21 protein-coding genes are annotated in these 23,448 nt (G+C 59.7%); 6 read left to right on the top strand and 15 right to left on the bottom strand.

The genetic code is table 11. The features are described from left to right. Window positions 1–86 precede the first annotated feature (86 nt). From creD to ACYZT0_RS28130, 5 genes are all read right to left on the bottom strand, one after another. The gene (creD, locus tag ACYZT0_RS28150) at window positions 87–1,457 is read right to left on the bottom strand and encodes a cell envelope integrity protein CreD (protein ID WP_462043937.1); all 1,371 of its coding nucleotides are present in this window, start codon (window positions 1,455–1,457) and stop codon (window positions 87–89) included. Between the two features lie 89 nt (window positions 1,458–1,546). After that, window positions 1,547–2,965 carry a two-component system sensor histidine kinase CreC gene (creC, locus tag ACYZT0_RS28145; protein ID WP_462043936.1) on the bottom strand — a complete coding sequence of 473 codons (1,419 nt, stop codon included), beginning with the start codon at window positions 2,963–2,965 and terminating at the stop codon, window positions 1,547–1,549. Continuing rightward, window positions 2,965–3,645: a two-component system response regulator CreB gene (gene creB / locus ACYZT0_RS28140; protein ID WP_462043935.1), complete on the bottom strand. Its 681-nt coding sequence runs from the start codon at window positions 3,643–3,645 to the stop codon at window positions 2,965–2,967. Before creB ends, creC begins: the two co-directional genes overlap by 1 nt. A gap of 59 nt (window positions 3,646–3,704) precedes the next feature. Further along, on the bottom strand, window positions 3,705–4,211 hold the full coding sequence (gene rloA2 / locus ACYZT0_RS28135) for a retropepsin-like aspartic peptidase RloA2 (RefSeq protein ID WP_462043934.1): 507 nt from the start codon (window positions 4,209–4,211) through the stop codon (window positions 3,705–3,707). Window positions 4,212–4,309: 98 nt separating this feature from the next. Continuing rightward, the gene (locus tag ACYZT0_RS28130; protein WP_462043933.1) at window positions 4,310–4,864 is read right to left on the bottom strand and encodes a DUF2780 domain-containing protein; all 555 of its coding nucleotides are present in this window, start codon (window positions 4,862–4,864) and stop codon (window positions 4,310–4,312) included. Window positions 4,865–5,079: 215 nt separating this feature from the next. Here ACYZT0_RS28130 and ACYZT0_RS28125 point away from each other — a divergent pair, with 215 nt between their 5' ends. The 3 genes from ACYZT0_RS28125 to ACYZT0_RS28115 are packed head-to-tail and all read left to right on the top strand — an operon-like array spanning window position 5,080 to window position 7,031. Then, complete coding sequence (locus ACYZT0_RS28125; RefSeq protein WP_462043932.1) at window positions 5,080–5,670, top strand: fasciclin domain-containing protein; 591 nt, start codon at window positions 5,080–5,082, stop codon at window positions 5,668–5,670. A gap of 54 nt (window positions 5,671–5,724) precedes the next feature. Then, a complete protein-coding gene (locus ACYZT0_RS28120) occupies window positions 5,725–6,360 on the top strand; it encodes an RNA polymerase sigma factor (RefSeq protein WP_462043931.1) in 636 nt (211 codons plus the stop codon). Beyond that, window positions 6,357–7,031, top strand: a complete 675-nt coding sequence (locus tag ACYZT0_RS28115; protein ID WP_462043930.1) for an anti-sigma factor — start codon at window positions 6,357–6,359, stop codon at window positions 7,029–7,031. The genes ACYZT0_RS28120 and ACYZT0_RS28115 overlap by 4 nt, the downstream gene beginning before the upstream one ends. A 162-nt stretch (window positions 7,032–7,193) precedes the next feature. On the opposite strand, the gene fdhA is transcribed toward ACYZT0_RS28115, so the two are convergent. From fdhA to ACYZT0_RS28075, 8 genes are all read right to left on the bottom strand, one after another. Beyond that, the gene (gene fdhA / locus ACYZT0_RS28110) at window positions 7,194–8,393 is read right to left on the bottom strand and encodes a formaldehyde dehydrogenase, glutathione-independent (protein WP_282380524.1); all 1,200 of its coding nucleotides are present in this window, start codon (window positions 8,391–8,393) and stop codon (window positions 7,194–7,196) included. 195 nt (window positions 8,394–8,588) lie between these two features. Further along, window positions 8,589–9,446 carry a formyltetrahydrofolate deformylase gene (purU, locus tag ACYZT0_RS28105; protein WP_449645317.1) on the bottom strand — a complete coding sequence of 286 codons (858 nt, stop codon included), beginning with the start codon at window positions 9,444–9,446 and terminating at the stop codon, window positions 8,589–8,591. A gap of 191 nt (window positions 9,447–9,637) precedes the next feature. Further along, window positions 9,638–10,270, bottom strand: a complete 633-nt coding sequence (locus ACYZT0_RS28100) for a sarcosine oxidase subunit gamma (protein WP_462043929.1) — start codon at window positions 10,268–10,270, stop codon at window positions 9,638–9,640. Window positions 10,271–10,403: 133 nt separating this feature from the next. Then, window positions 10,404–13,421 carry a sarcosine oxidase subunit alpha gene (locus ACYZT0_RS28095; RefSeq protein ID WP_462043928.1) on the bottom strand — a complete coding sequence of 1,006 codons (3,018 nt, stop codon included), beginning with the start codon at window positions 13,419–13,421 and terminating at the stop codon, window positions 10,404–10,406. Beyond that, on the bottom strand, window positions 13,418–13,747 hold the full coding sequence (locus ACYZT0_RS28090; protein ID WP_109635425.1) for a sarcosine oxidase subunit delta: 330 nt from the start codon (window positions 13,745–13,747) through the stop codon (window positions 13,418–13,420). Before ACYZT0_RS28090 ends, ACYZT0_RS28095 begins: the two co-directional genes overlap by 4 nt. Window positions 13,748–13,761: 14 nt before the next feature. Beyond that, on the bottom strand, window positions 13,762–15,012 hold the full coding sequence (locus ACYZT0_RS28085) for a sarcosine oxidase subunit beta (RefSeq protein ID WP_038981138.1): 1,251 nt from the start codon (window positions 15,010–15,012) through the stop codon (window positions 13,762–13,764). 23 nt (window positions 15,013–15,035) lie between these two features. Continuing rightward, window positions 15,036–16,289: a serine hydroxymethyltransferase gene (gene glyA, locus ACYZT0_RS28080; protein ID WP_461966772.1), complete on the bottom strand. Its 1,254-nt coding sequence runs from the start codon at window positions 16,287–16,289 to the stop codon at window positions 15,036–15,038. A gap of 168 nt (window positions 16,290–16,457) precedes the next feature. Then, a complete protein-coding gene (locus ACYZT0_RS28075) occupies window positions 16,458–17,189 on the bottom strand; it encodes a TraX family protein (protein WP_462043927.1) in 732 nt (243 codons plus the stop codon). 131 nt (window positions 17,190–17,320) lie between these two features. Here ACYZT0_RS28075 and ACYZT0_RS28070 point away from each other — a divergent pair, with 131 nt between their 5' ends. Continuing rightward, window positions 17,321–18,361, top strand: coding sequence for a threonine aldolase family protein (locus ACYZT0_RS28070; protein ID WP_462043926.1), 1,041 nt, complete (start codon window positions 17,321–17,323; stop codon window positions 18,359–18,361). A gap of 160 nt (window positions 18,362–18,521) precedes the next feature. Here ACYZT0_RS28070 and ACYZT0_RS28065 read toward each other — a convergent pair whose 3' ends face one another. Continuing rightward, entirely contained in the window at window positions 18,522–19,691 is a 1,170-nt protein-coding gene (locus ACYZT0_RS28065) for an IS4 family transposase (protein ID WP_462041955.1), read from the bottom strand. A gap of 222 nt (window positions 19,692–19,913) precedes the next feature. Between ACYZT0_RS28065 and ACYZT0_RS28060 the strand changes: the two genes are divergently transcribed. After that, window positions 19,914–20,447: an REP-associated tyrosine transposase gene (locus tag ACYZT0_RS28060; RefSeq protein ID WP_462043925.1), complete on the top strand. Its 534-nt coding sequence runs from the start codon at window positions 19,914–19,916 to the stop codon at window positions 20,445–20,447. A gap of 190 nt (window positions 20,448–20,637) precedes the next feature. Here ACYZT0_RS28060 and gbcB read toward each other — a convergent pair whose 3' ends face one another. Beyond that, window positions 20,638–21,738: a glycine-betaine demethylase subunit GbcB gene (gbcB, locus tag ACYZT0_RS28055; protein ID WP_462043924.1), complete on the bottom strand. Its 1,101-nt coding sequence runs from the start codon at window positions 21,736–21,738 to the stop codon at window positions 20,638–20,640. 287 nt (window positions 21,739–22,025) lie between these two features. Between gbcB and gbcA the strand changes: the two genes are divergently transcribed. Continuing rightward, complete coding sequence (gene gbcA, locus ACYZT0_RS28050; protein WP_462043923.1) at window positions 22,026–23,321, top strand: glycine-betaine demethylase subunit GbcA; 1,296 nt, start codon at window positions 22,026–22,028, stop codon at window positions 23,319–23,321. Window positions 23,322–23,448: the final 127 nt, after the last annotated feature.

Genomic DNA, 23,448 nt, shown 5'->3' with positions numbered 1-23,448 from the left:
GCCCCAATCCGGAGAAAACAAATTAGCTATCCGCATCGCCAGTAATTCGCCCTCCCGCTGATCCTCACGCAACCCCAACGACCGGCTCATTCCACAGCCCCAATATCAAACGTCAGCGGTTTGGCCGACTTCTGCCCAATCCCATACCAGTCCAGCTTGCGGGTCAGCACCATGAACACGCCCAGCAAACCGAACAACAGCAGCGACCCCATCAACAACGCGTAATCCTCAGCACTCAGCAAGCCATAGAGCAAGCCGTAAAACGCCGCCAATCCTCCCGAAAAACCCAAGCCATGACGTACGCTGCGCAGCACATGGCAGACGTAAAAACCGATCAACAACACACAGCCGCTCGCCGACAGCAAATACGCCAGGGCAAAGCCGATGTGCTCGGACAGCGACAGCAACAACAGATAGAAGAACGCCAGGGCCACGCCGACCAGCGCGTATTGCACCGGGTGCACCGCCAGGCTTTTCAGCACTTCGAAGAGGAAGAAACCGGCGAAGGTCAGGACGATAAACAGCAACGCATATTTGATCGCCCGATCGCTTTTCAAGTACTGATCCACCGGGTCGATGAAGCTCACCCCGAAACTGCGGCCGGTGTAGGCTTCGCAACCGCCGCCGGACACACAGCTGCTCAAGGCCTCTTGCAAGTTGGTCGAGAAAAACGAGGTCTGCCAATGGGCAGTGAAGCCCTGATCGCTGACTTCACGCTGGGCCGGCAGGTAGTTGCCGATGAAACTCGGATGCGGCCAATTGGCGGCCAGCGAAACCTTGCTGGTCTTGCCCACCGGGAGGATCTGTAACTGACCAGTGCCTTGCAGACGCAGGTCGAAACCGAAGGCCAGTTCCGTGGCTTGTTTCGCGTTGAGCGCCGGCAGGGTTACATGCACGCCCTCCCCCAACCAGCCCACCTGGCTACCGGGAACGAAGTCGAGTTTCTGGCCATTGAGCTCGAGTATCAGGGCGTTTTCGATGCCGCGAATGTCGCTGATCCCGACTGCCAAAAACGGCTGGTCGAACTGGTAATCGACGAAGTCGTCCTTGATACCCAATTGAGCCGGGACCGAAAAATGCCCGCTGATGCGGTTATCCGCATGAAACAGACGCGCCTCGTAAATGCCCCGAGCACGCAGTTCGGTCTGGACGTCGCCGTCGAGTTCGAAGCGCTCCGGGAGGAAATACAAACGACCGCGTTCTTCACCCACTTCCTGGTAACGCTGGTTGGTTTTCTCGTTGCGCTTCCAGGCGCGCACCACTTTGCGATACGGCACCACCATCAGCGGCCCGCTCAGTTGCTGGCTGGAGCTGGAGCTGCGGGCGATGTCTTCGAGGACACCGTCGCGCAGTTGCTGACGGTCCTGGATGATGCCGTTGATCATCAGCAACGGGATGAGCAATAGCAGAATCAGAAGGGCAATTGCCCCGAGTTTTAGGGTCAGGCTGCGGTTCATGGGACTCTCCCTGTTTGGATGGGGGAGAGTCTGGGATGGGTGTGTGGGGAATTTATGGGAGAACTGTGGAGAGTGTGTGGAGACTGACGCTAAGGCAGGTGCAACATGACCTCTACACCACCATCGGCGTTGCCGATGCTCATCACCCCACCATGCAGCTTCACCACTTCCTCAACAAAGTTAAGCCCCAACCCCGTGCTCTTGCGCCCGCTGTCCGGTCGCGGCAATGAGTAAAACCGCTCGCTCAACCTCGGCAGCGCATAGTCGGGAATCGCCTCGGCCTGGTTGAACAGCCTGAACTCGATCTGCTGCCCAATGCGCTCGGCGCTGAATCGCAGCAAGCCCTGAGCCGGAGTGAAATCCAAAGCATTTTCCAGCAGATTCCCCAGCGCCTGACGCAATAGAAACGGTTCGCCGAGCAGGTTCAAATCCGCCGCAATTCGTTGTTCCACGCGCAACTTTTTGCCTTCGATGCGCGCCGCCTGAGCGCTCAGCAATTCATCTACCAGCTTCGCCAGCGGCACCGCCACCTGCTCCTCCAATCCTTGGCGCTGTTCAACTTGAGCCAGGTTCAACAGCCGCTCGATCAACTGCTGCATCCGCACACTTTCGCTGTCGATGTTGCTGACGAAACGTTGCCGCTGGGCCTGCGGCATCTCGCCTTGCAGCAACTCCGCCGCGCCGCGAATCGCCGCCAGCGGGCTTTTCAGTTCGTGGGTCAAGGTATGTACGTAACGCTCGACGTAGGCTTTGCCTTCGAGTTGCGTACGCATCTGTTCAACCGCCGTCGCCAGTTGTTCCAGTTCGCCGCCACGATAGTGCGGAACCTCGACCCTGCGGCCCTCACTCACCGCTTGGGCGTACGCCGTCAACCGCCGTAATGCAGCGCTCAGCCACCAGGACAACAACGCGCCGAACAGCAGACCAAGGCCGATTAGCCCGGCCCCCCAGGCGAGTAATCGCCGTTCAGTGCGATCAACGTAAGGCTGCAACGAGCTGTTGGGTTTGGCCACGGTGACCACGCCGATGATCTGGCCGTTGTCGCGAATCGGGGCACCGACGTGCATCACCGAGGAGTTCGGATCGCTCGGATCGCTGCGGCTGGAACGAGCGCCATATTCGCCGCGCAGGGTCAGTAAAACGTCGTTCCAGCGCGAGTAGTCCTGGCCCACCGCGACGCCACTGGAATCCAGAACGACAATGCCCTTGGCATCGGTGACGTAGATGCGGTGGTTGACCTGGTTCTTCGGCAACCCCCAGATGCTCGCCTTTGGTTGCCGTTCGCCATAGGCCTTGAGCAGTTCGGGCCAGCGGTTCTGATTCAGGGTGCCGGCCTTGAAGTCGTCGCGCAGGATTTCGGCCATCAGGTTGGCAGTGTCGACCAGCGTTTCTTCGGTGGACTGGCGCACGCCGGGACGGATTTCTTCCATCACGGTGTTCAGCACAAAGTAGCCGGTCAGGCCGATAAACAGCACGTAAACTAGAAAAATCCGGATCCCCAGAGGCATCAGCTACGCCCCGGGCTGTAGCTGTAACCGAGGCCGCGATGGGTCTGGATCGGGTCTGCGTCGGCCTTCACCAGGCGCAGTTTGGCGCGCACGCTCTTGATGTGGCTGTCGATACTGCGTTCGTAACCGGCATCAGCGGCGACCCCCAGCGCGTCGAGCAATAGCTCGCGGCTGAAAACGCGTTCGGGTTGCTCCAGCAGGCAGTGCAGCAGGCGGAACTCATGGCGAGTCAGGGTCAGAGGCTGACCGCGATAGCTGATCTGCACCCGCTCGCTGTCAATGCGAAACAGTGCCGAAGACACCTCGGCGGTCGCTCGCGGCGCCATGCGTTTGAGAATCGCCCGGACCCGCGCCGCCACTTCCCGTGGGCTGAACGGCTTGACCACATAATCGTCGGCACCGATTTCCAGGCCCACAACGCGATCGATTTCAGCATCACGGGCGCTGAGGAAGATCACCGGCACTTCGCTGAAACGCCGCAATTGCTTGCAGGTCTCGAAGCCGCTGATGTCCGGCAGACCAATGTCGAGAATAATCAAGTCGGCCGGGGTCTGGCGCTGATGCTCCAACGCCGCCGCGCCAAGGCTCAACCAGGTGGTGGTAAAGCCCTCGCCCTGCAACGCGAACGTCAGGGTGTCGGCAATCGCCACTTCGTCTTCGACAATCAGGATATGAGGCATGGCGTCCGAGCCCGGCAGTTAAGTGGGCGAACGGTGCCCCAAGGCTGATTCGCCGTCAATCAGCAGTCGGGTTTGTCCGCCGTAAAGCGCCGCGCCGGGTTCACCGCCGCGCCGAATTCACGCAAGGCTTTGGCGCCGATCAACAAAGGGTAGTTGAAGCTGCTGCGGTCGGTGAGGTTGACCTCCACGGTGCGCTTGACGTTGCCCAGGCACAGTTCCAGATCGACCACCGGACGCTTGGTGGGTTCGATCGCTTGCTTGTCATCCTCGTCTTCTTCGGAGCGGGTCTTGATTTTGCTGATCCGCGCAACTTTGTGTTCGTAGACCTTGTTGCTCGCGTCTTTGGTGCCGAGGCGAAAACGCACCCACTCGTCGCCATCGCGGGTGAAGGTTTCGATGTCTTTGGCCGACAGCGACGCCGTCAGGGCACCGGTGTCCATTTTGGCCTTGAGGACTTCGCCGCCGATTTCCGGCAGCGCGATGTATTCGTAGCGCCCGTACAGGGTCGGCTCAGCGGCCAGGACCGGCAGGGCCACGAGGGAAAGCAGTGCAAGGAGGGATTTCACGTATTGGGCTTCCTTGAGTAGTGGACAACGGGATTTTAGACCGTTGTTGAGTTGATCGTTCCCACAAGGTTAACGATCCCAAGGTAAAACATTCGTCGTCAACTACCGGTGCCTGCGCCCCAGATCCCGCCCAGGTTTTCCAGCAGCGAACCGCCGACGCCCTGCTGACCGAAAAATTGCAGAAGCACCGGGGCAAACTGGCCGATCATGCCGCTGTCCATGCCCAATGCGCTGAAAGCGTTGTTCAGGTCGATGATGTTCTTCACGTTGCCCAAGGCATTGTCCAGACCTGCCGCTGTACCGGATGAGCCGAGCAAGCCGCTGAGGGCACCCAGCTCACCACCGCCGGACAATATGTCGATCCCCGGTACGCTTTTGGCCAACGCTGAGTAATCGGTCGAACTCAATTGATTCTTCGCCAGACCGAGCATCGCCCCGGCACCGCCAACGGCTTGTTGTGGCGTCACGTTCAATTGGCTGAGCGCACTCAGCAGACCGGCCGTCTGCGAGGTCGGCGCGGCGGCTGCGGCGGCGTTATCGCCCTGCATGCCGGAGATGGCATTGGCCGCATCGTTCAGGCTGAACTGAGCGAAAACCGGACTGGCCGCCAGACACATCAGCGAAGCCAGTGCAAAACCGCGTGAAATCTTCATCCAGACATCCTCATGTGCCATGAAAACCGCCCGGCAATGGACGGCGAAAAACTGTGTGTTGGACTGGCATCCCAGGGGATTGTTCCCAGCTTTTGCGAGGCCCAGACGAACAGTCACAAAAGAATTTACCGGCGCTGCATCCAGTCGGGTCCCGCCCGCGTATATCCAGCACGGACAGACATTCCTGGCCGATTCCCTGCACGAGGATCATCACCATGAAACGCACTTCGATCAAAGCGCCATTGATTGCCAGCCTGCTGACCCTGGCCTTGGGCGGCGGGTTCGCCCTGAACACCGTGCAAGCGGCAGACACAAACCATGCTGTCATCGTTGGCGGCCAGAGCATGATGCCGAGCAAAGACATCATCGATAACGCGGTGAACTCCGCCGACCACACCACTTTGGTCGCCGCCGTGAAAGCCGCAGGCCTGGTGGATACCCTCAAGGGCAAAGGCCCGTTCACCGTGTTCGCCCCGGTCAATTCGGCCTTCGCCGCCCTGCCCGCCGGCACTGTCGACACCCTGCTCAAACCCGCCAACAAGGCGACCCTGACTCACATCCTCACCTACCACGTCGTCGCCGGGAAACTCGATATGATGACCCTGGCCGAGAAGATCAAGGCCGGTGGCGGCACGGCCGAACTGACCACCGTTGCGGGCGGCAAGCTGTGGGTGATGATGAACGGCCCGCACAACATCACGATCAAGGATGAAAAAGGTGACGTCGCCGACATCACCACCTATGACGTGTACCAGTCCAACGGCGTGATTCAGGTCATCGACAAAGTGCTGATGCCGAAAAGCTGAGGGCTGCCGCCGACCCTGTCCATCGGGGTCGGCGGATTTCAGAGGTGGCCACCCGTGAATGGAACAACCGCGCACAGTGAACTAACCTCTGCCTGCAACCGGCACCTCACGCAGCCCACCTCGATTGCCTGGAGAACTGATATTCCCACCGTCGATGCCGATCAGCTCAGGCAGCTTCTGGCCCAGTGTTCACTGGGCGACCGCCGCGCTTTCGAGACGCTTTACCGCAGCGTCGGCCCTCGGCTGCATGGCGTAGCGCTGCGGTTTATGGGGCGGCCGGACCTGGCTGAAGAAGTGCTGCAGGAAAGCTTCGTGCGCATCTGGAACAATGCTTCGCGCTATGAGGCGCATCTGTCGGCGCCGCTGACCTGGATGATCAACATCACCCGTCATCAGGCCATCGATCAGTTGCGCAAACACCGCGACCGTCCGTTGACCGACCTTGAAGAACAGGCGTTGGAGGATGAAAGTCCTTCGGCCCACGAACAGCTCAGCAGAGCCCGTGAGGCCAGCGCCTTGAACCGGTGCCTGGAAAGCCTTGAAGGTATGCAGCGTCAAACGATCACCGTGGCTTACTTTCAGGGGTTGTCGTGTTCCGAACTGGCCGAACATTTGGCCGCGCCATTGGGCTCGGTGAAATCCTGGATCCGCCGCGGTATGGAGCGACTGCGCAGGTGCCTTGAATCATGAACTATCAAACCCCGCCCCTGCGCCGTGCCCTCGCCGCCGATTACGCCATTGGCTTGATGCCTTCTGCCGCTCGTCGGCGCTTTGAACAGTTGCTGCTGGAAGACGCAGTGCTTCGCGAGGAACTGGCGCAGTGGCAGGAAAGCCTCGCGAGCCTGACCGAAGCCCTGCCTGAGCTGCCGGTGCCGGATCGGGTGTGGCAGGGAATTACTGCACGCATAGAACCGCAAGTGCTGCATATGCCGCAGAAACGTCCGTTCTGGAGCTGGATGCGAGTGACGGCTGCGGTTTGCTCGCTGGTGATCGCCGTCACCTTGGGCATGCTCTACAACCGCGACAGTGCGCGTTACAGCGCTACGCTGCTGACTGCTGACGCGCAGCCTGCGCTGAAGGTTGAAGCGCATGAGGATTATTTGAAGGTCGAGCCGCTGACCCTGGCAGCGGTTGATCCGGGCCGCAGCCTGGAGTTGTGGGCGATTCCGAAGGATGGCAAGCCGATTTCACTTGGGGTGATTCCCGCGGGCGGTAAGGGTCGCGTAGAGCTGAGCGATGTGCAGAAGGGGCTGATCGGCAAACCGATTGCGTTGGCGGTGAGTCTTGAGCCGAAGGGGGGATCGCCGACTGGGCAACCGACTGGGCCAGTTCTATATCAAGGAGCGTTGGCAGCCCTTTAATGATCGTTCCCACGCTCCGCGTGGGAATGCAGCCCGGGACGCTCTGCGCCCCAGAAGCGGACGCAGAGCGTCCATTGAGGTATTCCCACGCGGAGCGTGGGAACGATCAGTGGCCCAACAAAAACGGCGACCCAGGGTCGCCGTTTTGCAATGCCTGAAGCCTTACGCCGCACTAAACAACTTGTGCGGATCAATCACAAACTTCTTCGGTACGCCCGCATCAAACTCGCCGTAACCGCGTGGCGCGTCATCCAGGCTGATGACTTCCACACCGACGATGTCGGCAATATGAATGCGGTCCCACATGATCGCCTGCATCAGCTGACGGTTGTACTTCATCACTGGCGTCTGGCCGGTGTGGAAGCTGTGGGATTTGGCCCAGCCCAGACCGAAGCGGATGCTCAGGCTGCCCATTTTTGCGGCTGCATCGACTGCACCTGGATCTTCAGTCACGTACAGGCCCGGGATACCGATCTTGCCGGCAACCCGGACCACACCCATCAGCGAGTTGAGCACAGTGGCCGGAGCCTCGTGTTTCACGCCGTCATGGCCGTGGCCGCGTGCCTCGAAGCCTACGGCGTCGACGGCGCAATCCACTTCAGGCTCGCCCAGCAGTGCAGCGATCTGTTCGTGCAGCGGAGTATCCAGGGACAGATCGGCGATTTCGAAACCCTGAGCCTTGGCGTGCGCCAGGCGGACCGGGTTGACGTCACCGATGACCACCACGGCCGCGCCCAGCAGGCGAGCGGAAGCGGCAGCGGCCAGACCGACCGGGCCGGCGCCAGCAATGTAGACGGTGCTGCCTGGACCCACGCCGGCCGTCACTGCGCCGTGGTAACCGGTCGGCAGGATGTCGGAGAGGCAGGTCAGGTCACGGATTTTTTCCATGGCCTTATCACGGTCAGGGAGTTTCAGCAGGTTGAAGTCGGCATACGGCACCAAGGCGTATTCAGCCTGGCCACCGGTCCAGTCGCCCATGTCGACATAACCGTAAGCACCGCCCGGACGCGCCGGGTTAACGCTCAGGCAAACACCGGTGTGCATTTCCTTGCAGGAACGGCAGCGCCCGCAAGCGACGTTGAACGGCACCGACACCAGGTCGCCGATCTGCAGATTTTCGACGTCGCGGCCTTTCTCGATCACTTCACCCGTGATCTCGTGGCCCAGTACCAGGCCGGTTTGAGCGGTGGTACGGCCGCGCACCATGTGCTGATCCGAACCACAGATGTTGGTAGAAACTACGCGCAGGATGACAGCGTGTTCGATCTTCCTGCCGCGCGGGTCCTGCATTTTGGGATAGTCGATTTTCTGTACTTCGACCTGGCCATTGCCGAGATACACGACACCACGATTACCAGACATGCTTTCACCTCGCTGTTGTTTTTATGTAGCGGTCGCGTCGCAATGGGTCGGCGGCGCGTTGATTGCTCGGGTTGTTGCTTTTGTCTTGTGTTGTTTGTGAGGGCCTCTTCGCGGGCAAGCCTCGCTCCTACATTTGGAACGCAAGCCCCTGTAGGAGCGAGCGGTGCGGCGATCCGACTTGCCCGCGAAGGCGATCTAAAGAACGACTGTTCTGTTGGCGTTCAAAAACACTCGTCTTTCAATGTGATAACCAACAGCCCGGGCCAGGGTCAGCCCTTCGATATCCCGCCCCTTGGCGATCAGGTCTTCGGGGTAATGACTGTGGTCCACGGCCTCTACGCCCTGGGCGATGATCGGGCCTTCGTCCAGGTCGTTGTTGATGTAATGCGCCGTGGCGCCGACCAATTTCACGCCCTTGTTGTAGGCCTGGTGATAAGGCTTGGCGCCCTTGAAACCCGGCAGCAGGGAGTGATGGATGTTGATCGCCTTGCCGTCGAGCTTGCGGCACAGCTCTGGCGACAGGACTTGCATGTAACGGGCAAGGATCACCAGTTCAGCACCGGATTCTTCAATCACCTGCCAGACCTGACGCTCCTGCGACGGTTTGTCGTTCGGGTCCAGCGGGAAGTGGTAGTACGGAATCTGGTGCCAATCCGCCAACGGTTTGAGGTCCGGGTGGTTGGACACCACGGCGGCCACATCCATGGACAACTGGCCAATGCGCTGACGGTAGAGCAAATCGTTGAGGCAGTGATCGGCCTTGGAAACCATGATCACCACTTTTGGCCGGTAATTCGGCGGGGTCAGTTCGAAGATCATGCCGAAGGCTTGGCCACGCTCTCCCAGGCCTGCGCGGAAGGCTTGCTCGTCGAAGCCATCAGGCTGGCGGAATTCCACACGAATGAAGAAACGACCCGAGAGCCGGTCATCGAAGGAGTGGTGCTCGGTGACATAGCAGCCCTGCTCGAACAAAAAGCGGGTCACCGCGTCCACGGTGCCGAGAACGCTTGGGCAGTCGGCGGTCAGAATCCATGTGTCTGGGGCGCGGCTCATAGTGCGGTGACTCCTGTTCGAAAATACCTGAACAACTTCAAGGCTGTGCAGGATCCTGTGGCGAGGGGATTTATCCCCGTTGGGTTGCGAAGCAGCCCCAAAATTTGCAACCACGGTGTATCAGGCTTAACCGCATGCAATGGTTTACGACTGCTTCGCAGCCGAACGGGGATAAATCCCCTCGCCACAGATCAGGCCTGAACGCTTAGGCCGTATTCGGCAGCCGCATCCTGCAACCACAACCACCAGTAATCCGAGAAGCTGCGACGAATCAGCAGTTCCCAGGTGTCTTCGGCGGTATGGCGGATCACCAGTTGCGACTTGGCAAACACGGTGCCCACAGCCTTGCCCACCGGGAAGCTGTTGGGGTGCACGTCGTAGCTGGTGGACTTCATCAGCACCTGGCGCACGTTCGGGCCGCTCAGTTCGAGGATCTGCTGGCCGCCGCTGACGTTGGTGATTGCGATGTGCAGGTCACCCAACGCTTCACGCAGTTTTTGCTCGGCGGCGAATTCTTCACCGGTCGGCACGATCAGCAGCCATTCATCCGGCCCCATCCATTGCAGGCTGGTTTCGCCTTTGACGACGACGGTCAGCGCACCCGGCAATTCGATGCCGAGGGCCTTGTGCACGCCAGCAGCAAAGGCGGCATCGTGGCCATCGCCACGAATGGTCAGGTGGCCGAGGAGTTTTTTCTCACGCACGATCACGCCGGCGCTTTTTCGGCCCTTGCCCACCAGGCTGGCGAGGTCGGCATGATGCAGCGACGACTCGGCCTTGGCCCCAGTGGTTGGGCGTTGTTGGTAAACATTGGCTACGGTCATAAAGCACCTGTCCTGAATTCTTGATCGTTCCCACGCTCTGCGTGGGAATGCCGCCATGGACGCTCTGCGTCCGCTCTTGGGACGCAGAGCGTCCCGGGATGCATTCCCACGCAGAGCGTGGGAACGATCAGTGTCAGATGTTCTGGCGATCACCCTTTGGATCGAAGAACACCGAAGAAACGATTTCCGCCTCGATCACGCTGCCATCGGCCAGTGGTGCGAACACGCGCTCACCGATGCGCTTCAAACCGCCCTTCACCACACCCATGGCAAACGAATAGCCGAGGGAGTTGTGCAGGTAGCTGGACGTCACGTGGCCGACCATCGTCATCGGAATCGCTTGCTTGGTGTTGAACACCAGTTGCGCGCCTTCCGGCAGCCATTTGGTCGGATCGATCGGCTTCAGGCCGACCAACTGCTTGCGTTGATCACGTACGCAGTCTTCACGGTTCATGCCACGCTGGCCGATCCATGAGAAAGGTTTAGTGCGACCGACGCACCAGCCCATGTTCAGGTCGTCCGGAGTCATCGAGCTGTCAGTGTCCTGACCGACGATGATAAAGCCCTTCTCGGCCCGCAGAACGTGCATGGTTTCAGTGCCATATGGCGTCAGGTTGTACTGCTTGCCAGCATCAACAATTTTTTCCAGCACGCCCATCGCATAGTCGGCTTGCACGTTGACTTCGTACGACAGTTCACCGGTAAACGAAATCCGGAACACCCGCGCCGGCACACCGCCGACCAGGCCTTCTTTCCAGGTCATGAACGGGAACGCTTCGTTGGTCAGGTCGATGTCGGTAACTTGGCTGAGCAGCTTGCGGCTGTTCGGACCGGACAAGGTCATGGTTGCCCAGTGATCCGTCACGGAAGTGAAGTACACCTTCAGCTCTGGCCATTCGGTCTGGGAGTAGATTTCCAGCCATTGCAGTACGCGTGCCGCGCCGCCCGTGGTGGTGGTCATGACGAAATGGTTGTCGGCGAGGCAAGCGGTGACTCCGTCGTCGAAGACCATGCCGTCTTCTTTGCACATCAGGCCGTAGCGGGCCTTGCCCACGTCGAGCTTGGTCCACGCGTTGGTGTAGATGCGGTTGAGGAACTCACGCGCATCCGGGCCCTGGATGTCGATCTTGCCCAGGGTGGACGCGTCCAGCAGGCCGACGCTGTCGCGCACGGCTTTGCATTCGCGTTTCACGGCGGTATGAAGGTCTTCACCGTTTTTCGGGAAGTACCAAGGGCGTTTCCACTGACCTACGTCTTCGAACTCGGCGCCGTTCTTCACGTGCCAGTGATGCAGCGCGGTGAAACGAACCGGCTCGAAGATGTGCCCACAGTGACGGCCGGCCACGGCGCCGAAGGTGACCGGCGTGTAGTTCGGACGGAACATGGTGGTGCCCATCTGCGGGATGGTCACATTCAGCGAACGGGCGGCGATGGCCAGACCGTTGACGTTGCCGAGCTTGCCCTGGTCAGTACCAAAGCCCAGTGCGGTGTAGCGTTTGACGTGTTCGACCGACTCGAAGCCTTCGCGGGTCGCCAGTTCGATGCCGGCCGCAGTGACGTCGTTCTGCAGATCGACGAATTGCTTCGGTCCGCGTGTCGTGCCTTTTTCGTGCGGCACCTGGAACAGCGCCAGCGTCGGTTCTTCCAGACGACTCAGGGCTTTCGGCAAGGTGCCTTCGACTACGCTGAAACCGGCTTCACTGGCCGCGCGAGCGCCGCCTTCAAAGCCATCGGCCAGGGAATCACCGAGACTGTAGACGCCGTTGATGCCACCCACGCACACGCGTTTCTGCGGTGCTTCGCCCGGTACGAAACCGAGGATGTCTTCACGCCAGATCGGCTTGCCGCCCAGGTGCGAAGCCAAGTGAACCACCGGGCTGTAACCGCCGGAGCTGGCAACCAGGTCGCATTCGAGCCACTCACCAGGACTGGTCACGGTGTGCGCTCTTACGTCAATCGCGGCAACGCGAGCGGCGGTCACGTGCTTGCTGCCACGCGCCTCGATCACGGCGCTGCCGGTCAGGATGCGAATGCCTTTGGCACGCGCTTCTTCAACCAGCGCACCGCGAGGATTGCTGCGGGCGTCGGCAATAGCCACGACCTGCAGGCTGGCGTCGAGCCAATCCAGAGCAACGCGGTAAGCGTGGTCGTTGTTGGTCGACAGCACGAGTTTTTTGCCCGGTGCCACGCCGTAACGACGCACGTAAGTCGACACAGCGCCGGCGAGCATGTTGCCCGGCACGTCGTTGTTGCCGTAAACCAGTGGACGCTCGTGAGCGCCGGTCGCCAACACCACACGTTTGGCGCGAACACGGTGGATGCGCTGACGCACCTGGCCAATCGGCGCGCGGTCGCCGAGGTGATCGGTGAGGCGCTCGTGAATGGTCAGGAAGTTATGGTCGTGGTAACCGTTAACCGTGGCGCGTGGCAACAGCAGCACGTCCGGGGTGTCTTTGAGTTCGGCGATGACGCTGGCGACCCATTCGGTAGCAGGTTTGCCGTCGAGGCTTTCGCGGGAATCGAGCAGGCTGCCGCCGAACTCTTCCTGTTCATCGGCGAGGATTACGCGGGCACCGCTGCGCGCTGCTGCCAGTGCGGCGGCCAGGCCAGCAGGACCACCGCCGACGATCAGCACGTCGCAGTGCTGGTTCATGTAGTCGTAGGTGTCCGGATCGTTCTCGGTCGGCGAACGGCCAAGACCGGCTGCCTTACGAATGTATTTCTCGTAAGTCATCCAGAACGATTGCGGGTACATAAAGGTTTTGTAGTAGAAGCCCGGCGGCATCAGCTTGCCGCCGACCTTGCCGAGAATCCCCATCATGTCGTTGTTCACGCTCGGCCAGCCGTTGGTGCTGGTGGCGACCAGACCTTGATACAGCGCTTGTTGTGTGGCGCGTACGTTAGGGATCTGCGTGGCTTCGGTCGCGCCGATCTGCAGCACGGCGTTCGGCTCTTCAGCACCGGCGGCAAAGATGCCGCGCGGACGAGAGTACTTGAAGCTGCGACCGATGATGTCTACACCGTTGGCCAGCAAGGCGGCGGCCAGGGAATCGCCTTCAAAGCCTTTATAGGTCTGGCCGTTGAAGGTGAAGCTCAGCACTTTGTTGCGGTCGATCCGTCCGCCGTTGGACAGGCGATTGATCTGGCTCATACCTTCTCTCCCAGAGCCGTCGTGGCCGCTTTCGGGCTATCGGTCTTGTCGGTGAACTGCGGCTTGGCGCCGATCTTGTAGGTTTCGAGAATCTCGTAGGTCACGGTGTCACGGGTGGCGTTGAAGTACTGACGGCAACCGGCGACGTGATCCCACAGTTCGTGGTGCAGACCGCGAGGGTTATCGCGGAAGAACATGTAGTCGCCCCACTCCTCGTCGGTGCAGTTGGTCGGATCCAGTGGGCGCGGGATGTGCGCCTGGCCGGATGCGTGGAATTCCTCTTCAGAGCGCAGCTCGCCGCAGTGAGGACAGAAGATATGCAACATGGGGATTTCTCCTGTTAGTGGGCAACCGCAGCAGCGCCGTGTTCATCGATCAACGCACCGTTGTGGAAACGGTCGATGGAGAAAGGTGCGGCCAATGGGTGCATTTCACCCTTGGCCAGGCTCGCTGCAAACACGTTGCCCGAGCCAGGTGTTGCCTTGAAGCCACCGGTGCCCCAACCGCAGTTGAAGAACATGTTCGGCACCGGGGTTTTCGAGATGATCGGGCACGCATCCGGCGTGGTGTCGACGATGCCGCCCCACTGACGGTTCATGCGTACGCGGGACAAGACCGGGAACATTTCGACGATGGCCTGAACGGTGTGCTCGATCACCGGGTACGAACCACGCTGGCCGTAGCCGTTGTAGCCGTCGATGCCGGCGCCGATCACCAGGTCGCCCTTGTCGGACTGGCTGATGTAACCGTGTACGGCGTTGGACATGATCACGCTGTCGATAATCGGTTTGATCGGCTCGGACACCAGCGCTTGCAGCGGGTGGGATTCGATCGGCAGACGGAAACCGGCGAGTTTGGCCATGTGCCCGGAGTTACCGGCGGTCACTACACCGACGCGTTTGGCGCCGATGAAGCCTTTGTTGGTTTCAACGCCGATGCACACGCCGTTTTCCTTGCGGAAGCCGATCACTTCGGTCTGTTGAATCAGGTCCACGCCCAGTGCGTCGGCGGCACGGGCAAAGCCCCAGGCCACGGCATCGTGACGGGCCACGCCGCCGCGACGCTGGACGGTAGCGCCCATCACCGGGTAGCGCGTGTTCTTCGAGCAGTCGAGGTACGGAATCTCGTCGGCCACTTGTTTGGCGTCGAGCAGTTCGCCGTCCACGCCGTTGAGGCGGTTGGCGCTGACCCGACGCTCGGAATCACGAATGTCCTGCAAGGTGTGGCACAGGTTGTAAACGCCGCGCTGGGAGAACATCACGTTGTAGTTCAGGTCCTGGGACAGGCCTTCCCACAGTTTCATCGCGTGTTCGTACAGGTGCGCCGACTCGTCCCACAGGTAGTTGGAGCGAACGATGGTGGTGTTGCGCGCGGTGTTACCGCCGCCCAGCCAGCCTTTTTCGACCACGGCCACGTTGGTGATGCCGTGTTCCTTGGCCAGGTAGTAGGCGGTCGCCAGACCATGCCCGCCACCGCCGACGATGACCACGTCATAGACCTTTTTAGGGGTCGGCGTGCGCCACATTTTCTGCCAGTTTTCGTGATGGCTGAGGGAGTGTTTGAAGAGGCCGAAGCCCGAGTAGCGTTGCATAGTCATTTACTCCAAAACCGCGCTCAGCGATAAACCGGGAAGTCCGCGCACAGGGCCGAAACTTGCTGCGCGACGTTCGCTTCGACATCGGCGTCGCCGAGGTTGTCGAGGATGTCGCAGATCCAGCCGGCCAGCGTGACGCACTGGGTAACCTTGAAGCCGCGAGTGGTCACCGCCGGGGTGCCGATGCGCAGGCCGGAGGTCACGAACGGCGACTGTGGATCGTTCGGCACAGCATTCTTGTTCACGGTGATGTGGGCACGTCCCAGTGCTGCATCCGCCTCTTTGCCGGTGAGGCCCTGACGGATCAGGCTGACCAGGAACAGGTGGTTATCGGTGCCGCCGGACACTACATCGTAGCCGCGTTTGATAAAGATGCTGGCCATGGCCTGAGCGTTGTCGATCACTTGTTGTTGGTAAGCCTTGAAACCTGGCTCCAGCGCTTCCTTGAAGCACACCGCCTTACCGGCGATCACGTGCATCAGCGGGCCGCCCTGACCACCGGGGAATACGGCAGCGTTGAATTTCTTTTCCAGCTCTTCGTTGGCCTTGGCCAGGATCAGACCGCCACGAGGACCGCGCAGGGTCTTGTGGGTGGTGGTGGTGACCACGTCGGCGTACGGCAGCGGGTTCGGGTACAGGCCGGCAGCGACCAGACCGGCAACGTGAGCCATATCAACAAAGAGGTAAGCGCCGACTTTGTCAGCGATCTGACGGAAACGTGGGAAATCCAGGGTCTTGGAGTAAGCGGAGAACCCGGCGATGATCATTTTCGGCTTGTGCTCGACCGCCATGCGCTCGACTTCGTCGTAATCGATCAGGCCGGTGGCGGTGTCGATGCCGTACTGCACAGCGTTATAGAGTTTGCCGGAGAAGCTGACTTTGGCGCCGTGGGTCAAGTGACCGCCGTGGGCCAGGCTCATGCCCAGTACGGTGTCGCCAGCCTGCAGCAGCGCAAGGAAAACGGCGGCGTTGGCCTGGCTGCCGGAGTGCGGCTGCACGTTGGCGTAGTCGGCACCGAACAGCTGCTTGGCGCGTTCAATGGCCAGCGCTTCAACCTTGTCGACGTGCTCGCAGCCACCGTAGTAGCGCTTGCCCGGATAGCCTTCGGCGTATTTGTTGGTCAGGCCGCTGCCTTGCGCTTCCATGACGCGCTTGCTGGTGTAGTTTTCGGACGCGATCAGCTCGATGTGATCTTCCTGGCGTTGCTCCTCGGCATTCATCGCCGCCAGCAGTGCATCGTCGTAACCCTGGATTTGGTCTTGCTTGCTGAACATCGCGTCTCTCCCAGCGGCGGCGGTGCGCCATTCGTCTCGGTGAGGCACGTACCTTTCGGCAGTGCCCTTTGGATGCGATGGTATGACCGGCGCAGACAGGTCAAATGCCTATGGACGCCACGCAAAGGTGCGTTTACGACATGGGCGGGTGCACCGGGGTAAATGAGCTCAACCAGACAGCCGCGCCAACCCTTCACGCAAGGCCAGCAACAGCAGGAAATGCGCGGGATAGAGCGCGTACGCCCAGCGACGCATCGGCGGTGGAGGGTTGAGCCGACCGGCGTGGCGCAACAAAAACAGGCCGGCCAGTGGCGCCATCAGACAAGCGGCGATGCCAAGGATGGCTGCACTGTTGTGAAACTGCGCGGCGGAATACAGCACTGACCACTGATTGGCTGCCAGACAGACCAGTCCCGGCAACAGGCTGAAATACCAGGGACGCCTGATCACCAGCAACATCGCCAGCGGCAGCAGAACGCCGAAGAAGCCGAACATCAGTCGCTCCGGGAACAGCGCCGCCAGCAGCAAGGCGCCTGCCGCCAACAGTCGAGCTTGCAGGGTTCGGTCCGGCCAGCCACGGGCCACCAGCAATCCCAGCGCCAACGTGGGTATTACGTTCAAGGTGTCGGGATCAGGAATGTACATCCGGTAGGGAATTTCGCTGATAGCGCTAAACAGTAGCAACCAGCCCAAATAACGCCACTGGCCGTCGGTCGACACTGCGCGGGCCCGCGCCAGGTTTGCTGCCATCGCCAGACAGAACCACGGAAACGCCAACCGACCCGGCACATACAGCAGATCGACGGAATAACCGACATATCGCAGGTGATCGAGCACCATACTCAACAGCGCCAGCCACTTGAGCAGATCCAGTGCCCCGTCCCTTTGCGTCATGTGCATAATTGCCCGGCGTCTTTGTATTTTTCTGACAGCATCATCGCGTGTGCTCCCCGGACGATCTTCGGTAAAGTGCGCACCATCATTGACCACGATGCTCTTCACCATAAGAGTTTCGACCACGGAAGCCGGCCATGACCGATAAGAGCCAACAATTCGCCAGCGACAACTATTCCGGTATCTGCCCTGAAGCCTGGGCGGCCATGGAACAGGCCAACCACGGCCACCAACGCGCCTATGGCGACGACGAGTGGACCGCACGTGCGTCCGACGATTTCCGCAAACTATTCGAAACCGACTGCGAAGTATTCTTCGCCTTCAACGGCACCGCCGCCAACTCCTTGGCCCTGTCGTCGCTGTGCCAGAGTTACCACAGCGTGATCTGCTCGGAAACTGCCCACGTCGAAACCGACGAATGCGGCGCACCGGAATTCTTTTCCAACGGTTCCAAGCTGCTCATCGCCCGCACTGAAAACGGCAAGCTGACCCCGGAATCGATCCGCGAAATCGCGCTCAAGCGCCAGGACATCCACTACCCGAAACCGCGCGTAGTCACCCTGACCCAGGCCACCGAAGTCGGCAGCGTCTACACCCCGGAAGAAATCCGCGCCATCAGCGCCACGTGCAAAGAGCTGGGCCTGAATCTGCACATGGACGGCGCACGGTTTTCCAATGCGTGTGCGTTCCTCGGCTGCTCACCGGCAGATTTGACGTGGAAGGCCGGCGTCGACGTGTTGTGCTTCGGCGGCACCAAAAACGGCATGGCGGTCGGGGAAGCGATTCTGTTCTTCAACCACAAACTCGCCGAAGACTTCGACTACCGCTGCAAACAGGCTGGGCAACTGGCCTCGAAGATGCGTTTCCTCTCGGCACCCTGGGTCGGGATTCTGGAAAACGATGCCTGGCTTAAATACGCCAAACACGCCAACCACTGCGCGCAGTTGCTGGCTGAACGGGTGAGCGATATTCCAGGCGTAGAACTGATGTTCCCAGTGCAGGCCAACGGCGTGTTCCTGCAACTGTCGGAACCGGCCATCGCTGCATTGACGGCCAAGGGCTGGCGCTTCTACACCTTCATCGGCAACGGGGGCGCACGCTTCATGTGCTCGTGGGACACCGAAGAAGAACGCGTACGGGAACTGGCAGCGGATATTCGCGAGGTCATGTCCCGCTAATACCCTTGCCTGATCGTTCCCACGCTCAGCGTGGGAATGCCTCTAGGGACGCTCCGCGTTTCCTGCCTCACCGCCGATGTAGAGCCGGACACTGTTGTGACGCAGAGCGTCACGGGCTGCATTCCCACGCAGAGCGTCACTAGTGTCCGGTAAACATGCTTCATAGTTGAAGGCTGCCTTGGGCAGCCTTCAACTTTTCTCGCTCCTGCCTTCGTCGATCCCTCAATACTGGGGTTCCGGGCCGTTCAAACAGGACATGAACTATGCGAACCGTCAGTTCGAACAACGAGCCGGTAAATCCTGAGCGACGATGGAGTATTTGCAGTAACAGATAGCTGATCAAGGCACTGTAAATCTGCAAACGCACCGCATTTTCGGAGTAGGCATAAAAGCGTTTGAGCTTCAGATGTTGTTTGATCCACTTGAAAAATAGCTCGATCTGCCAACGATCTTTGTACAAGGACGCGATTTCTTCAGCTGTCCTCGTGAAGTCGTTGGTCACCAGAACTAACGGCGTCGCATGCCCCTCGCGCTCAACCACGACGCGTCTTACCGACTTTTCCCAATAGTCGTTCAGGCGTTTGCCGGCCAAATGCTTTTTGCCAAACTGGACGACTTCATCGGTCATGACCGAGCTTTGCTCAGTCACGGTCGAGTGCTCATGCAGCACTTTGATATTGGCGTTTTTCTTCAGGCGGGTGACGAAAAAAGCACCTTTGGTCTGCAACTCGTGCCACCAGTTGTAATCGCAGTAGCCCTTGTCGAAAACATACGTCATGCCGGTCTGGATCGGCATTTCCAGTGCATCGCTCAGGTCGTTGACGTTGGCAGGCGTAATGTTCACGTACACCGGGGCCAGCTGCGCCAGATCCAGTCCGACATGCACTTTGAGGCCTTGGGTGATGCGGGTTTTCGTCGCGGCTGTCCAGCCATCGAAGTGAGGTCCGCGCAAGGTGATCGACGTGGAGTCAATCAGGCTAACCATGGCCCCGACCTCCTTGCGCTGCTGGCGGCTGACGGCGCTCATCAGGTACCCACAAAGGTCCTGTAATGGCCGGTAGTCACGCTTGTTCAAGGCATCGGACATTGTCGAGCGGGCAATAGGGCCGGCATTAAGATGGTAGCTATGCGGGCCGAAATTTTCGGAGATAGTCGCCAAGGATCGCAGGCTTGAGGCTCGGGTCAAATGGCCGCTGATCAGTGTCACCAGCAATTGCCAGGTCGTGCAGCGTTTGACGTAGCGATCAGCTTGGTGTGTTTCGATGGATTGCTGGAAAAACTGGCGCGGGATCGCACTGAGTAGTTGGCTTAAACGGGTGCTGGAAAACATAAGTCAAAATCGAGTCTGAAAAAACCGATTATGCCTCACAGCCGCCAACAGCAAGGGGGAGCAAGCTCCCCCCTCGTTTTTTACCGGACACTAGTGACGCAGAGCGTGGGAACGATCACTGGCGGCGTGTCGCAATTTCCCACTCACTCAGCAGCGCCGTCCTCTAGTACCACCACCCAACCCCCGTTCACCCTAGTCATTCCCTTGCAAAGGAATGCACCCATGGGCCGAAGTCGTTACACCATCACTGAACCCGACAAACCTCACTTCCTCACCTGTACCCTCATGGAATGGCTGCCGCTGTTCATCCGCCCTTATATCGTCGATCACCTGCTCAATTGCTGGCGTTATCAGCAAAACCACCAGAGCCTGAAGCTGTATGGTTACGTCGTTCTGGAGAACCATCTGCACTTTGTTGCCGAGGCCCCAGACCTCAACAAATGCCTCAGCCAGTTCAAATCTTTCACCGCCCGACAAATCATCGACGACCTGCAAAGCAAAGGGGCCGATCGCTCGTTGCAGCGCCTGCGTTTCAGCAAACGCGCACACAAGCAAGATCGGGTGTATCAGCTGTGGCAGGAAGGTTCGCACGCGGAAATGGTGTACAGCGAAACGGTGATGCGCCAGAAGTTGGATTACATCCATTACAACCCTGTGAAGCGCGGGTATGTGGATTTGCCGGAGCACTGGAGGTATTCAAGTGCTCGAGATTACGCTGGCATGGATGGCTTGATTGAGATTCAAAGGTGGCACTGAGACGGCAACCGCACCCGTAACAGGATCGTTCCCACGCTCCGCGTGGGAATGCAGCCCGTGACGCTCTGCGTCACAACGGTGTTCGACTCCACGTAGGCGGTGAGGCTTGGAACGCGGAGCGTCCCGAGATGCATTCCCACGCAGAGCGTGGGAACGATCATCCCCCCGCTAGCGGGGGGATGAGGATGGCTTAGAACTCGATACGCACGTCACCTTTCGGCACGCTACAGCACGAAAGAATAAACCCCTCGGCCTCATCTTCCTCGGTGATCCCGCCGTTGTGATCCATTTCGACCTCCCCGCCCAGCTTCATCACCTTGCACGTCCCACAAATCCCCATCCCGCAAGCCTTCGGAATCAACAGCCCCAGCTTGGCCGCCGCCGCATGCACTGTTTCACCCGGTGCAACGCGAATGCTCTTGCCGGACGCAGTGAATTCCACTTGATGCAGGTCCGCCACGTCGATGTCCGGTGCGTCTGCTGCTATTTCGGCTTGTTCCACCGCATCGGCACGAGCTTCCGGTGGCGTAGCGCCGAAGGATTCTTCGTGATAATGCGACATGTCGAAGCCGACCGCTTCCAGCATGCGCTTGACCGCGGTCATGTACGGCGTCGGGCCGCAGCAGAAGACTTCGCGCTCAAGGAAGTCCGGCGCCATCAGCTCCAGCATCTTGTGATTCAGGTAACCGCGATAACCGGCCCACGGCTCGCCCAGACCATGCTTCTCGCAGATCAGGTGCAGGCTGAAGTTGTCGATCCGCGACGCCATGTGTTCCAGTTCGCGGTGGTAAATGATGTCTTTCGGCGAACGGGCGCTGTGGATAAACACCATGTCGACGTTGCCGTTGGTGTCATAGAACCAGCGAGCCATCGACATGACCGGCGTGATACCGACACCACCGCTGAGGTACAGCACCTTCGGCGCCGTGAAGTCCATGGCGTTGAACAGCCCGACCGGCCCGTGCACGGCCAGCTCCTGGCCTTCATGCAGGGTGTCGTGCAGCCAGTTCGAAACCTTGCCGCCCGGTACGCGCTTGATGGTCACCGAAAAGCTGTACGGCACCGATGGCGAGCTGGAAATGGTGTAGGAGCGCATGATCGGCACGCCTTCGATTTCCAGCTCCAGGGTGACAAACTGCCCCGGTTTAAAGAAGAACAAAATCGGCTGGTCAGCCATAAAGCAGAAGGTGCGCACATCCCAGGTTTCCTGGATGACTTTGACGCAACGGACGATGTGTCGACCATTGGCCCAGGTCTGGGTGGTTACCGGATTCAGGAAGCTGTTGGACATGCTGTTCTCCACCGCCGATGCTCGGCCTTATGTTGGCGATTCTGCGTATAGCGCGAACCACCCATTTACCTATCTGCGACATTCACATACTTATCGCGACCAGCCCATAACTACCGGGGGTTGCGCGTCGGGAACAGAGTGGGCCATGTCGCTCGTGGATAAGGTTCTGGCGTGCGCCGGCCCCACACTCGGCTCCACACAAAGACGTTTTCTTTACACCCTTGCGTAGCAAACCGTATCAGCCACTATTTCGCCGGCCACACTGAATGGCCTTGAGGATCAAATCGATGGACGTCACCGCAAAACTTAGCCTGGGCGATCCGCTGGAACCCGCACGCAAGGCCACCGCGCAAATGCTTCAAGAGCGCGAACGTACTTTCTCGCTGCCGCAGCCGTTTTACTCTGACGAGCGGCTGTTTGATATCGACATGCAGGAAATCTTCCAGAAAGAGTGGTTGATCGCCGGCATGACCTGCGAGATCCCGACCAAGGGCAACTACCTGACCCTGCAAATCGGCAAGAACCCGATCATCGTTATTCGCGGCGCCGAAGGCGTGGTGCATGCGTTCCACAACGTCTGCCGTCACCGCGGTTCGCGGCTGTGCACCAGCGAAAAAGGCAAGGTCGCCAAACTGGTTTGCCACTACCACCAGTGGACCTACGAACTGGACGGTCGCCTGCTGTTCGCCGGCACCGAGATGGGCGCCGACTTCGACATGAAACAGTACGGCCTCAAGCCGGTGAACGTGAAGACCGCCGGCGGCTACATCTTCATCAGCCTGTCGGAGACCCCGCCAGCAATCGATGACTTCCTGTCGACGCTGAACCATTACATGGAACCGTACGACATGGAGAACACCAAGGTGGCGATCCAGACCACCTTGTTCGAAAAAGCCAACTGGAAACTGGTGCTGGAAAACAACCGCGAGTGCTACCACTGCAACGCTTCGCACCCGGAATTGCTGAAAACCCTGCTGGAATGGGACGACGTCACCGACCCGCGCGCCGACCAGGCCTTCAAGGACCACGTCGCTGCCTCCGCCGCTGCCTGGGAAGCCGAGAAGATTCCTTACGCCCACGCCAGCTTCGGCCTGCGTAACCGCATTGTGCGCATGCCGCTGCTCAAGGGCACCGTGTCGATGACCCTGGACGGCAAGCAAGGCTGCGCCAAGCTCATGGGCCGCATCAAGAACCCGGACCTGGGCTCGATGCGCATCCTGCACCTGCCGCACTCGTGGAACCACTGCATGGGCGATCACATCATCGTCTTCACCGTGTGGCCGATCAGCGCACAGGAAACCATGGTCACCACCAAGTGGATCGTCCACAAGGACGCGGTCGAAGGCGTGGATTACGACGTGGAACGCATGCGCAAGGTGTGGGATGAGACCAACAACCAGGATCGTCGCCTGGCCGAAGAGAACCAGCGCGGCATCAACTCCACCGCTTACCAGCCTGGGCCATACTCCAAGACCTATGAGTTTGGCGTGGTGAACTTTGTGGACTGGTACAGCGAGCGCTTGCTGAACAACCTGGGGGCTGAACCTGCGCCTTACCTCAAAGGCGTGCCGGTTCAAGGCTGACCGACCCCGCTGAGACAAAAAACCGCGAACACGTTTCGCGGTTTTTTATTGTTCAAATTTCGATCAATTGCTTTAGAGCGGCCACGGGTGTGGGGCTGTAGAGGTTCGCGAACAAGTTATCCACACC

The sequence above is a fragment of the Pseudomonas sp. ZS1P83 genome (assembly GCF_054897825.1).
This window is presented reverse-complemented; position numbering and strand designations above follow the sequence as displayed.

Excerpts from the sequence above, each read along its gene's own strand:
- ACYZT0_RS28095 (WP_462043928.1), bottom strand. The coding sequence starts at position 13,421 with ATGAGCCAGATCAATCGCCTGTCCAACGGCGGACGGATCGACCGCAAC.
- purU (WP_449645317.1), bottom strand. The coding sequence starts at position 9,446 with ATGAGCCGCGCCCCAGACACATGGATTCTGACCGCCGACTGCCCAAGC.
- ACYZT0_RS28065 (WP_462041955.1), bottom strand. The coding sequence starts at position 19,691 with ATGTTTTCCAGCACCCGTTTAAGCCAACTACTCAGTGCGATCCCGCGC.
- fdhA (WP_282380524.1), bottom strand. The coding sequence starts at position 8,393 with ATGTCTGGTAATCGTGGTGTCGTGTATCTCGGCAATGGCCAGGTCGAA.
- ACYZT0_RS28090 (WP_109635425.1), bottom strand. The coding sequence starts at position 13,747 with ATGTTGCATATCTTCTGTCCTCACTGCGGCGAGCTGCGCTCTGAAGAG.
- creC (WP_462043936.1), bottom strand. The coding sequence starts at position 2,965 with ATGCCTCTGGGGATCCGGATTTTTCTAGTTTACGTGCTGTTTATCGGC.
- gbcB (WP_462043924.1), bottom strand. The coding sequence starts at position 21,738 with ATGTCCAACAGCTTCCTGAATCCGGTAACCACCCAGACCTGGGCCAAT.
- ACYZT0_RS28125 (WP_462043932.1), top strand. The coding sequence starts at position 5,080 with ATGAAACGCACTTCGATCAAAGCGCCATTGATTGCCAGCCTGCTGACC.
- ACYZT0_RS28085 (WP_038981138.1), bottom strand. The coding sequence starts at position 15,012 with ATGCAACGCTACTCGGGCTTCGGCCTCTTCAAACACTCCCTCAGCCAT.
- gbcA (WP_462043923.1), top strand. The coding sequence starts at position 22,026 with ATGGACGTCACCGCAAAACTTAGCCTGGGCGATCCGCTGGAACCCGCA.
- glyA (WP_461966772.1), bottom strand. The coding sequence starts at position 16,289 with ATGTTCAGCAAGCAAGACCAAATCCAGGGTTACGACGATGCACTGCTG.
- ACYZT0_RS28130 (WP_462043933.1), bottom strand. The coding sequence starts at position 4,864 with ATGAAGATTTCACGCGGTTTTGCACTGGCTTCGCTGATGTGTCTGGCG.
- ACYZT0_RS28075 (WP_462043927.1), bottom strand. The coding sequence starts at position 17,189 with ATGCACATGACGCAAAGGGACGGGGCACTGGATCTGCTCAAGTGGCTG.
- creB (WP_462043935.1), bottom strand. The coding sequence starts at position 3,645 with ATGCCTCATATCCTGATTGTCGAAGACGAAGTGGCGATTGCCGACACC.
- creD (WP_462043937.1), bottom strand. The coding sequence starts at position 1,457 with ATGAACCGCAGCCTGACCCTAAAACTCGGGGCAATTGCCCTTCTGATT.
- ACYZT0_RS28115 (WP_462043930.1), top strand. The coding sequence starts at position 6,357 with ATGAACTATCAAACCCCGCCCCTGCGCCGTGCCCTCGCCGCCGATTAC.
- ACYZT0_RS28070 (WP_462043926.1), top strand. The coding sequence starts at position 17,321 with ATGACCGATAAGAGCCAACAATTCGCCAGCGACAACTATTCCGGTATC.
- ACYZT0_RS28060 (WP_462043925.1), top strand. The coding sequence starts at position 19,914 with ATGGGCCGAAGTCGTTACACCATCACTGAACCCGACAAACCTCACTTC.
- ACYZT0_RS28100 (WP_462043929.1), bottom strand. The coding sequence starts at position 10,270 with ATGACCGTAGCCAATGTTTACCAACAACGCCCAACCACTGGGGCCAAG.